The sequence below is a fragment of the Sinorhizobium fredii NGR234 genome (assembly GCF_000018545.1).
Taxonomy (GTDB): Bacteria; Pseudomonadota; Alphaproteobacteria; order Rhizobiales; family Rhizobiaceae; genus Sinorhizobium; species Sinorhizobium fredii_A.
Genome location: NC_012587.1, coordinates 3,407,739 through 3,420,967, shown reverse-complemented (window position 1 = coordinate 3,420,967; position 13,229 = coordinate 3,407,739). Strand labels below are relative to the sequence as shown.

General features: G+C 64.6%; 12 protein-coding genes and 1 riboswitch. Of the genes, 6 read left to right on the top strand and 6 right to left on the bottom strand.

The genetic code is table 11. From position 1 onward, the window contains the following. Nucleotides 1–92 precede the first annotated feature (92 nt). Genes thiQ through thiB form a run of 3 tightly spaced genes read right to left on the bottom strand, consistent with a single transcriptional unit; the run spans nucleotide 93 to nucleotide 3,497 of the window. On the bottom strand, nucleotides 93–842 hold the full coding sequence (gene thiQ / locus NGR_RS27430; protein WP_012709742.1) for a thiamine ABC transporter ATP-binding protein: 750 nt from the start codon (nucleotides 840–842) through the stop codon (nucleotides 93–95). Continuing rightward, a complete protein-coding gene (thiP, locus tag NGR_RS27425; RefSeq protein ID WP_012709741.1) occupies nucleotides 839–2,461 on the bottom strand; it encodes a thiamine/thiamine pyrophosphate ABC transporter permease ThiP in 1,623 nt (540 codons plus the stop codon). Before thiP ends, thiQ begins: the two co-directional genes overlap by 4 nt. Before the next feature lie 7 nt (nucleotides 2,462–2,468). Further along, complete coding sequence (gene thiB / locus NGR_RS27420; RefSeq protein WP_012709740.1) at nucleotides 2,469–3,497, bottom strand: thiamine ABC transporter substrate binding subunit; 1,029 nt, start codon at nucleotides 3,495–3,497, stop codon at nucleotides 2,469–2,471. Nucleotides 3,498–3,545: 48 nt separating this feature from the next. Then, nucleotides 3,546–3,660, bottom strand: a riboswitch (TPP riboswitch). A gap of 155 nt (nucleotides 3,661–3,815) precedes the next feature. On the opposite strand from thiB, the gene NGR_RS27415 reads away from it, so the two are divergent. The 5 genes from NGR_RS27415 to NGR_RS27395 all read left to right on the top strand — a co-directional run bounded on the left by NGR_RS27415 (nucleotide 3,816) and on the right by NGR_RS27395 (nucleotide 8,663). Then, entirely contained in the window at nucleotides 3,816–4,295 is a 480-nt protein-coding gene (locus NGR_RS27415) for a GNAT family N-acetyltransferase (RefSeq protein ID WP_012709739.1), read from the top strand. 96 nt (nucleotides 4,296–4,391) lie between these two features. Next, complete coding sequence (locus NGR_RS27410) at nucleotides 4,392–5,042, top strand: thiamine diphosphokinase (RefSeq protein WP_012709738.1); 651 nt, start codon at nucleotides 4,392–4,394, stop codon at nucleotides 5,040–5,042. 4 nt (nucleotides 5,043–5,046) lie between these two features. After that, nucleotides 5,047–6,873 carry an ABC-F family ATP-binding cassette domain-containing protein gene (locus NGR_RS27405; protein ID WP_164924528.1) on the top strand — a complete coding sequence of 609 codons (1,827 nt, stop codon included), beginning with the start codon at nucleotides 5,047–5,049 and terminating at the stop codon, nucleotides 6,871–6,873. A gap of 75 nt (nucleotides 6,874–6,948) precedes the next feature. Beyond that, nucleotides 6,949–7,428 (top strand): MarR family winged helix-turn-helix transcriptional regulator, encoded by a 480-nt coding sequence (locus NGR_RS27400; protein ID WP_012709736.1) that lies wholly within the window; start codon nucleotides 6,949–6,951, stop codon nucleotides 7,426–7,428. Further along, entirely contained in the window at nucleotides 7,425–8,663 is a 1,239-nt protein-coding gene (locus NGR_RS27395) for a multidrug effflux MFS transporter (RefSeq protein WP_012709735.1), read from the top strand. The genes NGR_RS27400 and NGR_RS27395 overlap by 4 nt, the downstream gene beginning before the upstream one ends. Nucleotides 8,664–8,722: 59 nt before the next feature. On the opposite strand, the gene NGR_RS27390 is transcribed toward NGR_RS27395, so the two are convergent. Beyond that, nucleotides 8,723–9,940, bottom strand: coding sequence for an argininosuccinate synthase (locus NGR_RS27390; RefSeq protein WP_164924527.1), 1,218 nt, complete (start codon nucleotides 9,938–9,940; stop codon nucleotides 8,723–8,725). Nucleotides 9,941–10,106: 166 nt separating this feature from the next. Here NGR_RS27390 and NGR_RS27385 point away from each other — a divergent pair, with 166 nt between their 5' ends. Then, on the top strand, nucleotides 10,107–10,748 hold the full coding sequence (locus tag NGR_RS27385; protein WP_164924526.1) for a LysE family translocator: 642 nt from the start codon (nucleotides 10,107–10,109) through the stop codon (nucleotides 10,746–10,748). 215 nt (nucleotides 10,749–10,963) lie between these two features. Here NGR_RS27385 and rlmN read toward each other — a convergent pair whose 3' ends face one another. Next, entirely contained in the window at nucleotides 10,964–12,199 is a 1,236-nt protein-coding gene (gene rlmN / locus NGR_RS27380; RefSeq protein WP_012709732.1) for a 23S rRNA (adenine(2503)-C(2))-methyltransferase RlmN, read from the bottom strand. Nucleotides 12,200–12,430: 231 nt separating this feature from the next. Then, nucleotides 12,431–12,934, bottom strand: coding sequence for an invasion associated locus B family protein (locus NGR_RS27375; protein WP_012709731.1), 504 nt, complete (start codon nucleotides 12,932–12,934; stop codon nucleotides 12,431–12,433). Nucleotides 12,935–13,229: the final 295 nt, after the last annotated feature.

The window sequence follows — 13,229 nt, the reverse complement described above, 5'->3', positions numbered from 1 at the left end:
CCGGACGTTCCGCGCGTCGCACAACGGGGCGGTCAAATTGTGGCGAACCACCCATTGTTCAAAAATACTGACGCGCTCCCGATCGATTGCCATCACCGGGTCGAAGGACGCCATTGCCTCACCTGATCCTCCTCGTTGCCGAGAAACCGGTTGACCGCCTTAAGGTCGCGCCGCGCCAGAAAGCGGTCCAGAGCGTCATGGGCGACGATACGCCCCTGGTCGAGGAAAAGCACGCTGTCGGCGAGACTCCTCACGTCTTCGGGATGATGCGTGATCATCAGAATGGTGTTGCCTTCCTCGGCGTGAAGCTCGCTCAGCAGGGCGCGCATCTCTGCGCGCATGCCAGGATCGAGCGCGGCGAAAGGTTCGTCGAGCAGCAATAGCGGCCGGTGCCGCACCAGCGCGCGGGCAAGCGCCACCCGCTGGCGCTCGCCGCCGGAAAGCGTCGGCGGCAAGCGCTTGCCAAAACCGGCGAGCCCGACCCGCCCCAGCGCCTCGTCGATCCTTTGCCGATCGGACGGGGCGAGGCTGAGCGACGGGCTGATCCCGAGGCCGATATTGGTCGCGACATCGAGATGGGCGAAGAGATTGTTTTCCTGGAAAATGAAGGACACCGGGCGATCCGCCGGCATGCGCCCGGCCGTGTCTTCGCCGAGGATTCGCACTTCGCCCGCTTCCGGCGTCTCGAAGCCGGCGATGACGTTGAAAAGCGTCGATTTTCCCGAGCCGGAGGGGCCAATGACCGCGACGATCTGACCGGCCGAAACCGCGCAATCGAACGCCAGCGTCGTCGTTTCGAAACGAACCTTGACGTCCTTGAGCGACAGGGCAAGCGAACTCATCCGCGTCGTCCCTCCGCATTCTCTCCCGCGGTGCCGAGCATGGTGAGCGCCAGGCAGATAAGCCCCAGGATCAGGGCAAGCCCGGCCGCATCGGCGGTGCGATAGCTGGCCATCCGGCTATAGAGCAGCCAGGGCAGGGTCGCGAGATCCTGCGAACCGAACAGCGCGACGGCGCCGAGATCGCCCAGCGACAGCGCCAGTGCAAAGGAGAAGGCCATCGAGAGCGGCTTGCGCAGCCCCGGCCAATCGATCCATCGCAGGCGATGGAAGCCGCCGATGCCGAGGCTGGCGGCGAGGCGCCCGGTGCGCACCGCATGGGTCGCCATGGCCGGCTGAAGGACGCGATGGACGAAAGGCAGCGCCATCAGCGCATTGATGGCGATGACGACGAAGGGAGCGAAGCGGGCGACGTCGCCGAAGGGCCGCAAGAGCAGGAACCAGCCGGCGCCGAGGACGACCGGCGGGGCGAGCAGGATGAAGGAGGTGCTGGCGCTGAACGTACCGGCAAACAGGCGGACCGGCCTTCCAGGGCGTCGCCGGGCGATAAGCAGGCGTTGCGTGTGGATCATCAGCGCGGCGATGGCAACCGAGATGATGGCGGAGGGCAGGGCGATCGCGATGCTGGTGGCGAGCGCCCGATGCAACGCCGGCTCCCCGACGAGTCGGGCGAGATCCGCCTTAATTCCGGAAACGGCGATGGCGGCGAAGGGCAGACCGACGAAGAGGAATGCAAGGATAAGCCAAGCGCCATCCGTAAGGCGCGACACACGGCTGAGACCATCGAAACGGCGGGTCGTTCTGCCGCTCGTCGTGCCTTCTTCGGGGGGCGGAGCGAGATATTTGAGCGCGACAAGCAGCGTTCCGGTCAGCACGACCTGGAGGCCGGACAGGGCGATCGCCCGGGGCGGGTCGAAATCGAAGCGTAGCGCCTGGTAGATCGCCACCTCGATCGTGCTCGCCGCCGGGCCGCCGCCAAGCGTCAACACCAGCGTGAAGCTGGTGGCACAGAGCATGAAGATGAGGCCGGCAATGCCCGGCAACAGACCCCGGATCGCCGGCCATTCGATAAAGCGGAAGATGGCAAGCGAGCCCATGCCGAGATTGGCGGCGCTGCGCCAATATTCCGCCGGAACGCGATCGAGGCCGGCAAGCATAAGCCGCGCCGCGAGGGGCATATTGAAGAAGACATGGGCAATGAGGATGCCGAACAGGCCGTAGATGCTGATCGGCTGCTCAACGCCCATTGCCGCCAGAGCAGTGTTCAAGAGGCCCCGCCGGCCCCACACCTCGATGAGGCCGAGCGCAGCAACCAGAGCCGGCAGCCCGAGCGGCAGCGCCATCAGCCGCAACATCCAGATCCGGCCCGGGAAGGATGTGCGGCGTGCCAGGGCGCGCGAGACGGGTATGGCGAAAAGGATCGACAGGCCGGTCGAGAGGCCGGCTTGCAGCAGGGTGAAGCGGGTGACGCGCCAGATATAGGCGTCGAACAGCCCGTTGGCGCCGCCCTCGCCGGACTGGGCGAGCAGCGCGGCGGCTGCCAGGCCGACGAAAAGCAGGATGCCGCCGAGGCAGAGGGCCGCGGCGGCGATCGTCGTCCTGTTTTCGCTGGCGTCAATCAAGCCGGCCTCAGTTCTTGCTCATCGCGGCCAGCCATTCGTCGATCCAGGCCTTGCGGTTGGCGGCCACCTCTTCCGAAGGCAAGAGGAATGTCTTTTGCGGATTGACGAGCTTGCCGAAGGCCTCCGGCAGCGGTTCCTTGGTGGCGCCGACTGGCATCATCCAGTTGGTGGTCGGGATGATCGACTGGAATTCCGAGCCCGTCATGAAGGCGAGGAACGTGCGAGCGAGTTCGGGCTCCTTGGCGTTCTTCGTTAGGCCGGCCACTTCGATCTGGATGTAGTGACCCTCGGCGAAGGGCGCGGCTTGATAACGGTCGGTTCCTTCCGCCACCATGTGGTAGGCGGGAGAGGTGGTGTAGGAGAGCACCATCGGCGCCTCGCCCTTGGTGAACAGGCCATAGGCCTCCGACCAGCCCGGGGTCACCGTCAACACGCGCTCCTTGAGCTTGGCCCAGGCCTCGCCGGCCTTGTCGCCATAGACCGATTTCACCCAGAGAAGCAGCCCAAGGCCGGGCGTCGAGGTGCGGGGATCCTCGATGACGATCTTCTGTGCAGGATCGCCCTCGACCAGCTCCTTCAGGCTCTTCGGCGGGTTCTTCAGGGTTTCGGTGTCGTAAATCACGGCGAAATGGCCGTAGTCATAGGGAACGAAGGTGTCGTCGGAAAAGCCGCCGGGAACCTTCACGTCCTTGGTATCGACGCCATGCGGGGCAAAATAGCCGGTGGCCTTCGCCTCGGCGACGAGGTTGGTGTCGAGGCCGACGACGACATCGGCCTTCGACCCCTCGCCTTCGAGCTTCAGCCGCGTCAGCAGCTCGACGCCGTCGGCGACGCCGACATAATTTACCTTGCAGTCGCAGGTCTTTTCGAAGGCTTCGGCGACCTTGGCGCCCGGTCCCCATTCGGTGATGAAGCTCTCATAGGTGTAGATCGTCAGCGTTTTTTCCGCGGCCTCAGTGTTCGCCGAAAATGCGGCTGCAGCCAGAGTTGCGATGGCGAGCCGGCTAAGGATCTTGCGATGGCGTGAACTGGACATGATGGGCACCTCTCCCTGTGTTGATGTTGTACGGGAAAAGCGCGTATCGTTCCGATCGCTTCTAATCCCTCCGCCGGTACGAGCCGGATCAGGTTCCGCGGGTTGGCTCGAAGCCTCTCAGCCATGGGACCGCAAGCGGCCTCAGGCACCCCGTTAGAGCAGCCAAGATTTAGCTTCCGGCGGCGGCCAAGGCAAGCGGAGTTTCGGCCGAGCATTGGCCCCAGGCGCCGCCTGCGCTATCAAGGGTTTCCGGAAGCCGGAAAGCTCTGGATTACAAACAACGGCGGCGGGGTTTTGTTCGCCAAGCGAGGCCATTTCATGCCGGATATGCTCGTTCGCCTCTATGCCTTGCCCGAGGGCCGCGCTTCCCGGCTCGGTACCGACGTCACCATTCGCCGAGCCCTCGCGGCCGAACGCAGGACCGTCGTCGCCTGGATCGAGGAACGGTTCGGTTCCCTCTGGGCCGGCGAGGCGGAGGCGGCCCTTTCGTCGACGCCGACGCGGATCCATATCGCGCTCTGCAAGGGAGAACTTTCGGGCTTTGCCTGCCACGACGTCACGGCGCTCGGCTTCTTCGGTCCGACGGGCGTCGACGAAGCGAGGCGCGGCCGCGGCATAGGCGAGGCCCTGCTCTTCGAAAGTCTCTCCGCCATGCGCGCTGCCGGCTATGCCTATGCGATCATCGGCGGCGTTGGCCCGGCGGATTTTTATGCGCGGGCCGTCGGGGCGGTGGAAATTCCGGATTCGACGCCCGGCATCTATGCGGACATGCTTTCGCCGGACGAAACGGGAACCTGATCCGCGCACGTCGCGTTGGCCAAATGGCGGTGACGGGTTCCGAAAAGGCGTTCTGCCCTTTTCCTTGGGAGCCGCTTTGCGCTATGGGCTTCAGCCATGACCCGATCGACCTACACCATTCTTCTCGGCGGCGCGCTGACCCTCACGGCGCGGCTGGCGGCGCAGCTTTCCGGCAGCCGGTTCATCGCGGCCGACGGCGGCATGCGGCATGCGAAGACATTGGGCGTCGTGCCGGATCTCTGGGTCGGCGATTTCGACTCGACCGACGAAGCGCTGCTGGCGGACTTCGCCGAGGTCCCGCGGGAAAATTATCCGGCTGCCAAGAACGCCACCGATGGCGAACTCGCCGTCGAGGCCGCGATTGCGCGGGGCGCGACCGCGTTGATCTTCGCCGGGGCACTCGGCGGCACCCGCAGCGACCATGCCTTCCTGCATCTCTTGCAGCTCGCGGCGCTCGCGGAAGAGGGGCATGCCGCCTTCATGACCTCCGGCGAGGAGGAAGCCTACGCGCTGATGCCGGGCACCCATGAGATCGACCTGCCGAAGGGCAGCCTGTTCTCGGTCCTCGGCTTCACCGCGCTTTCCGGCCTGTCGATCGGAAATGCCCGCTATCCGCTCGACGACTTCGCGCTGCCCTTCGGCTCCTCCCGGACGATTTCCAATGTCGCGGAAGGTCCGGTTCGCTTTTCCCTGAAATCCGGCCGGGCGGTGGTTCTCGCACGGCCCTATGATCTTTCCGGAGCCTGACGCCTTGGCGCCCCCCATCCTGAAGCTTGACGATATCTTCCTGACCTTCGGCGGCACGCCGCTTCTCGCCGGCGCCAACCTGCAGGTGGAGCCCGGCGACCGCATCTGCCTCGTCGGCCGCAACGGCTCCGGCAAGTCGACGCTGATGAAGATCGCCGCGGGCCTTGCCGAGCCGCAGTCCGGCGAGATCTTCCGGCATCCCTCGGTGACGATCCGCTATCTTCACCAGGCCCCGGATTTTGACGGCTACGATACGGTGCAGGCCTATGCCGATGCGGGTCTCGGACCCGGCGACGACCACTACCGCGTCACCTACCTGCTGCAGCATCTGGGCCTGACCGGCGAGGAGGATCCGAAGCGGCTTTCCGGCGGCGAGGCGCGGCGCGCCGCACTCGCCCGCGTTCTGGCGCCGGAGCCGGATATCCTGCTTCTCGACGAGCCGACCAACCATCTCGACCTGCCGACCATCGAGTGGCTGGAAGACGAGCTGACCCGCAGCCGCTCGGCCCTCGTGCTGATCTCGCACGACCGGCGTTTTCTCGAGCAGGTCTCGACGGCCACCGTTTGGCTCGATCGCGGCCAGTCGCGCCGGCTCGACCGGGGCTTTGCCCATTTCGAGGCCTGGCGCGACGAGGTGCTGGAGGCGGAAGAACTCGAACAGCACAAGCTCGGCAAGGCGATCGAGCGCGAGGAGCACTGGCTGCGCTACGGCGTCACGGCGCGGCGCAAGCGCAACATGCGCCGGCTCGGCGAGTTGCAGGACATGCGGGCCCGCTATCGCGGCCACAAGGGGCCGCAGGGCACGATCCAGGCAACCGTCGCCGATGCCAGGGAATCCGGCAAGCTGGTCATCGAGGCGGAAAAGATCACCAATGCCTATGGCGATCGGACGATCGTCGCGCCCTTCTCGATCCGCGTCCATCGCGGCGACCGGATTGGCCTCGTCGGCCCGAACGGCGCCGGCAAGACGACGCTGCTCAAGCTCTTGACCGGGCAGCTCGCGCCGGATTCGGGGACGGTGAAGCTCGGCACAAACCTTGAGATCGCCACGCTCGACCAGAAGCGCGAGGATCTGAACCTCGACGAGACGCTGGCGCTTTACTTGACCGACGGGCGGGGCGAGACGCTTCTCGTCAACGGCGAACAGCGCCACGTCACCGGCTACATGAAGGAATTCCTCTTCCAGCCGGAGCAGGCGCGCACGCCGATCAGCGAGCTTTCCGGCGGCGAGCGGGCCCGGCTGATCCTTGCCCGCATCCTGGCGCGGCCCACCAACCTGCTGATCCTCGACGAGCCGACCAACGATCTCGACATCGAGACGCTCGACCTCTTGCAGGAGATCGTCGCCGGCTTTGCCGGAACGGTCATCCTCGTCAGCCACGACCGCGATTTTCTTGACCGCACCGTGACCTCGACCATCGCGCCGGCCAATCCGGAAGCCCCGGACGGCCGCTGGATCGAATATGCTGGCGGCTATTCCGACATGATGGCACAGCGCCGCGGCGCGATCGAGGAGCGACGCAAGGCCGAAAAGTCCGAGCGGGCCAAAACGAGCGATGCGCCCGGCGAAGCAGCCGAGCCGCAGAAGGCCAAGGGCAAACTCTCCTACAAGCAGAAATTCGCATTGGAGACCTTGCCGAAGGAGATCGCCAAGGCCGAGGCCGAGATCGCCAAGCGCGAAGAGAAGATGCACGATCCCGCTCTCTTTTCCCGCGATCCCAACGGTTTCGCCAAACTGGCCGCCGAACTCGAAAAGCTGAAAGAGGGTCTGGCGCGCATGGAGGAGGAGTGGCTGGAGCTCGAAATGCTGCGCGAGGAGCTCGAGGGCTGAGGCATCCAGCTCGTGTTGAACGCTTCACCGGAATATGATAAGGAAACCTTATTATTTTCCCTGTGAACGATCCAGATGCCCAGAAAACTCGAATCCGACACGATCGGATTGCTGCTCACCGATGTCTCGCGGCTGCTGCGCGGTGCCTTCGACCGCAAGGTCAATGCGATGGCGCTCGGAATCACACCGGGCGAGGCGCGCACGCTGATGCAGGTGGCCATGACGGAGGGCATCAAGCAGGCGGAAATCGCCACCCGTATGGGGATCGAGCCGATGACGCTTTCGGCCTATCTCGATCGCCTCGAGGCGCTCGGGCTCGTGGCGCGTCTGCCCGACCCGGCCGACCGCCGCGCCAAGAATGTCGTCATCACCGACAAGGCCGATCCGCTGCTTTCCGAGCTGATCGTTGGGCTTCGCGAGATGATGAACGCCTACACCGACGGCCTTGGCGACGAGGGACGGGAGCTGCTGCGCGCCAATCTTCGCATCCTGCGCGACAACCTTCGCCGCCTCGACCCTTGTCTCGCCGGCAAGGAGAAGGGGGCGGCGGAATGACGTTGCGGATGAGCGAACGGCGCACGAGCATCATCGGCGCCTTCCTGGTGGCGCTCGGGCCCGTCTCCATGGCGCTCTATACGCCGGCAATGCCGGAGCTCGTTCGCGCCTTTGCCTCGAGCGAAGCGGCGATCAAGATGACGCTGTCGCTCTATTTCGGCGGCTTCGCCTTCGCCCAGCTCGTTTCCGGCACGCTCTCCGACGTCATCGGCCGGCGCCCGGCGACGCTGATCTTCATGGCGATCTATCTCGCCGGCAGCCTGATGGCCGCCTTTGCCCCATCGGTCGCGGTGCTGCTGGCCGGCCGGCTCGTGCAGGGGATCGGCGCCTCGGTCGGCATGACGGTGGCGCGCGCCATCGTCCGCGACCAGTTCACCGGCACCACGGCCGCCCGCATCATGAACATGATCGGCATGATGCTGGCGCTAGGACCGGCGGTCTCGCCGACGCTCGGCGGCATCGCCCTCGGCCTTTTCGGCTGGCAGTCGATCTTCTTCCTGATGGTCGGCTTCGCGGCGATGGCCTGTTTCACCGTACAGTTCTTCATGGCCGAGACGGTGACGCCGGACCGCGGCAAGGGGCACCTCAAGCCCATCCTTGCCGCCTATCGCGAGTTGCTGTCGGACAGCCGCTTCGTCTCGTCGACGCTGGTGATCGCCGGGGCGGTCGGCGCGCTCTATGCCTGGGCGACCATGCTACCCTTCGTGCTGATCAGCGAAGTCGGGCTGACGCCGACGGAATTCGGTGTCGGCATGCTGATGCAGTCCGGCCTGTTCTTTTCCGGCACGGTGACCGTGCGGCTCTTGATGCGGCGCTTTACGCCGCAGGCGCTGGTGCCGGCCGGATTGAATTTCATCGGCATGGCGAGCCTCATTCTTGCCTTCACCATGCATGCGCTGAGCCCGAGCTTTCTCGCGGTGATGGTCCCGATCGGCCTCTATGCTTTCGGCATCGCCTTCGTCATGCCCTACATGATGACCGCGGCGATGGCGCCCTTCCCGCATATCGCCGGCACCGCATCGGCGATGATGGGCTTCATCCAGATGGGCTCCGGTCTCCTCGGCGGCGCGTTGGCGGCCCTGGTCGGCGCCCCGGCGCTGGCGCTCGGAACGATCATCCCGGGGTTCGGCGTCATTTCCATAGCAAGCTATGTGTGGTATTGCCGGACCGTCCGGCTGCGCCCCTTGACGGTGCCGGCCTCCTCCGAGGAGGCGTTGCGGGAGGCGGCAGAATAGCCGCAACGAAAAGCCGCGGCAGATCGCTCCGCCGCGGCTTCCATCTGAAAAGGCGACCTTTAACGGTTGCGCGCGGCAAGCGTGCGCAGGCGCAGCGCGTTGAGCTTGATAAAGCCGGCGGCATCCTTCTGGTCGTAGGCGCCCTGGTCGTCCTCGAAGGTGACCAGCTTGTCGGAATAGAGCGACTTGTCGCTCTCGCGGCCGATGACCATGACGTTGCCCTTATAGAGCTTCAGCGTCACTTCGCCTTCGACATGTTCCTGGCTCCTGTCGATCGCCGCCTGCAGCATTTCGCGCTCCGGCGAGAACCAGAAGCCGTAATAGATGAGCTCCGCATATCGCGGCATCAGCTCGTCCTTGAGGTGCGCGGCGCCGCGGTCGAGCGTGATGCTCTCGATGGCGCGGTGGGCGGCGAGCAGGATCGTGCCGCCGGGGGTCTCGTAGACGCCGCGCGACTTCATGCCGACGAAGCGGTTCTCGACGAGGTCGAGGCGGCCGATGCCGTTGTCGCGGCCGTAGTCGTTGAGCTTGGCGAGCAGCGTCGCCGGCGACAGACGCACGCCGTTGATCGAAACCGCGTCACCGCGCTCGAAGCCGATCTTGATGACGGTCGCCTGATCCGGCGCGGCCTCCGGAGAGATCGTGCGCATATGCACATATTCCGGCGCCTCCTGGGCCGGGTCCTCCAAGACCTTGCCTTCCGACGAGGAGTGCAAGAGGTTGGCGTCGACGGAGAAGGGCGCCTCGCCCTTCTTGTCCTTGGCGACCGGGATCTGGTGCTTCTCGGCGAATTCGAGCAGGTCGGTGCGGCTCTTGAACGACCAGTCGCGCCACGGGGCGATGATCTTGATATCCGGATTCAGAGCATAGGCCGAGAGTTCGAAGCGCACCTGGTCGTTGCCCTTGCCGGTTGCGCCATGGGCGATCGCGTCGGCTCCGGTCTTCCGGGCGATGTCGATCAGGTGCTTGGAAATCAGCGGGCGGGCGATCGAGGTGCCGAGCAGGTAGACGCCTTCATAGACCGCATTGGCACGGAACATCGGGAAGACGAAGTCACGCACGAATTCCTCGCGGACGTCCTCGATGTAGATCTCCTTGATGCCGAGCATCTCGGCCTTCTTGCGGGCCGGCTCCAGCTCCTCGCCCTGGCCGAGGTCGGCGGTGAAGGTCACCACTTCGGCGCCCAGCTCCGTCTGCAGCCACTTGAGGATGATCGAGGTGTCGAGACCGCCGGAATAGGCGAGAACGACCTTCTTCACGTCTTTGTGCGATGCCATGATGTCTGTCCGTGCTTTTCGGGGCGGCGAAGCCGCCGTGCAAAATCTGCGGCACTTTAGCCAGAACTTGAAGCGATACAAGCGGAACCAGCGTCGTATGCATGAATCGGCTGGCAAAAGCGCGTGCCCGGCGGTATCACCAAGGATCACCGACCGGGAAAACGCCATGGAATTCGTCCCCAGCCTGCCGACACTCCTCGCCTTTGCCGCCGCCAGCCTGCTGCTCGCCGCGACACCGGGCCCCGACATGACCCTCTCCATCAGCCGGGCGCTGGCGCAGGGCAAGAAGGCGGCCCTCTTCGTCGTGGTCGGCACCGGGCTTGGCATCGTCGTCCACACGCTGCTCGTCGCCTTCGGCATCTCGGCGTTGATCACCGCCTCGCCGACAGCCTTCCTGGTCCTGAAGACCGGCGGTGCCGCCTATCTTCTGTGGCTGGCGATCCAGGCGATCCGCTACGGGTCGAGCCTGTCGGTGACGAAAGTCGCCGAGGCGAAGGGCTCGGCCCTGTCGAATATCGCCACCGGCTTCTCGGTGAACATCCTCAACCCTAAGGTGGTGATCTTCTTCATGACCTTCCTGCCGCAATTCGTCAGCGCCGACGATCCGGCGGTGACCGGCAAGCTGCTGTTCCTCGGCTTCTTCTTCATCGCCATCGGCATGCCGGTCAACGCGCTGGTGGTGCTCGCCGCCGACTGGCTGGCGGCATGGCTGCAGCGCAACAGGCGGGCGATGCGGGCGATCGACTACAGCTTCGCCGGGGTCTTTTCGGTGTTTGCGGTGAAGATCTTTCTGACCCAGTCGCGGTAACGCGAGTCCGAGCGGCGTTTGCCCCTCATCTGCCTGCCGGCATCTTCTCCCCGCAGGCGGGGAGAAGAGACGAGTGGGACGCTCCCCGTTCTCTCATCTTTATGACAGCAGGCCGTACTTCAAGGCGCATATTGGAGCGCTGTCATTGCGGTATGCCGCTTCTCCCCGCAGGCGGGGAGAAGGTCGCGGCAGCGGGATGAGGGGCAGAAACCCCCTCAATCCTCGCCGTGATTGGCGATCATCATCGCCTCGAAGGCGAGGCGGTCGACCTTGCGCATGCGTTCCGATTCCGACTTGAGCTGGCCGCAGGCGGCCAGGATGTCGCGGCCGCGCGGGGTGCGGATCGGCGAGGCGTAGCCGGCCTGGTTGATGAAATCGGCAAAGGCCTCGATCTGCTCCCAGTCCGAACACTGGTAGTTCGTGCCGGGCCAGGGATTGAAGGGGATCAGGTTGATCTTCGCCGGAATGCCCTTCAACAGCTTCACCAGTTCCTTGGCGTCTTGCAGGCTGTCGTTGACGTCCTTCAGCATCACATATTCGAAGGTGATGCGGCGGGCGTTGGAAAGGCCCGGATAGGCGCGGCAGGCCTCCATCAATTCCTTCAGCGGGTATTTCTTGTTGATCGGCACCAGCATGTCGCGCAGCTCGTCATTCACCGCATGCAGGGAGATCGCCAGCATGACGCCGATCTCCTCGCCGGTGCGGTAGATCTCCGGAACGATCCCCGAGGTCGAGAGCGTGATGCGCCGCTTCGACAGCGACAGGCCGTCGCCGTCCGAGGCGATCAGCAGCGCCGTTTTGACGTTGTCGAAATTGTAGAGCGGCTCGCCCATGCCCATCATGACGATATTGGTGATCTTGCGGCCCTCGGCCGGCACGATCGCCCCCTGCGGCGTGTCGCGCTCGGGGAAGTCGCCAAGCCGGTCGCGGGCGAGCAGAAGCTGCGCGAGGATCTCCTCGGCCGTCAGGTTGCGCACCAGCTTCTGCGTGCCGGTGTGGCAGAAGGAACAGGTGAGCGTGCAGCCGACTTGGCTCGAGATGCAGAGCGTGCCGCGGCCTTCCTCCGGGATATAGACGGTCTCGATCTCGACCGGCCGGCCGGCGCCGCGCGGCGGGAAACGCAGCAGCCACTTGCGGGTGCCGTCGCCCGAAACCTGCTCCTCGACGATCTCCGGCCGGGCCACGGTGAAATGCTCCTTGAGCATCTCGCGCATGTCCTTCGATACGTTCGACATCTGGTCGAAGTCCGAGACGCCGCGGACATAGAGCCAGTGCCAGAGCTGGCTGACGCGCATCTTGACCTGCCGCTCAGGCACGCCCTTTTCGACCAGGAGCTTGGCCATGTCCTCGCGCAACAGGCCGATCAGCGACGGCTTTTCCGTTTGCGGCTGAGGCCGCACCTGCGGCGCCTTGACGATGTCCGCCCTGTTCAAGATCTCAGTGGCTGGCATGCTCGTGGTCCTGTCATGGAGCGGGGCCTGTCCGGAGTGCGTCTCCGGATCATCTTCCGATGCTCGAATTGAAGTATGGGCGAGCCTCGGTGCGCGCTCGAAGGGGCGCAGGGCTCTGAATTGCCGGCGCTTTAGCATTCTTTCGGCGGCGAGTCACCATGAGCGCGTCACCGGAAAGCAAAAAGGCCGGCGCAGCGGCCGGCCTTGGCGATCGACAAGCACTATCGCGGCTTACTTGCAGGCCTCGATCTGCTTCAGGGCAGCCGAGATGCCGGAGAGCGAATAGGAGTAGGACGTTGCCGTCCCCTTGCGGGACTTCGCGTTGACCGACATGTCCTTGCCGGACTTCATGGCGGCGACCAGCGCCGGCTCTTCCGCGGCATTTTCCACCCAGGCCGAGTTGCCTTTGGTGAACATCACGAAGGTGCGTCCGTCGATAACGACATTGACCTTGGAGTTGTCCTGCAGCTGATACCCCATCATCGCCTGCGGTTCATAGCTGATGTTCTGCCCCGGGCGCTGCGAGACGAGGAAGAAGATGTCGCCGTGGTCGACACCGGCAGGAGTCTTCTCCTTGGGGATGGAGAGAACGTAGCAGACCTTGCCGCCGCCGGACTGGTAGGAGTAGGCGCCCCAGGCGTTGAACTGCTGGATTCGCGTCGGCGATTGCGCGGAAGCTGCGCCGGCTGCCGCCAGTACGAGTGCGATTGCAGTTGCGATCTTTCTTGCAAACATGTGTTCCTGCCGATTTTCTAGCTTGCGGTTGCCCGAACCAGGCTTTCACGGGCACTGCATAGACACGATTTGAATATATTTTGACTTAATTCAGGTTACCAATCCGTCAACGAACGCCGCAATGGCGTCGCCTGCTCCCCGGGAGGCGGACCGATCGTAGCCCGTACAGCATTGGCCATTCTGGGGCATTGCGGTTCTTTCGTGCGGACCTGCCGGTTCGGTCGAACGTCGGTACTGGAGGACCTGCCCGGTGGTTATCCTGTCTCAAATCTCGTCGGACGCGCCGTCCTGCTGC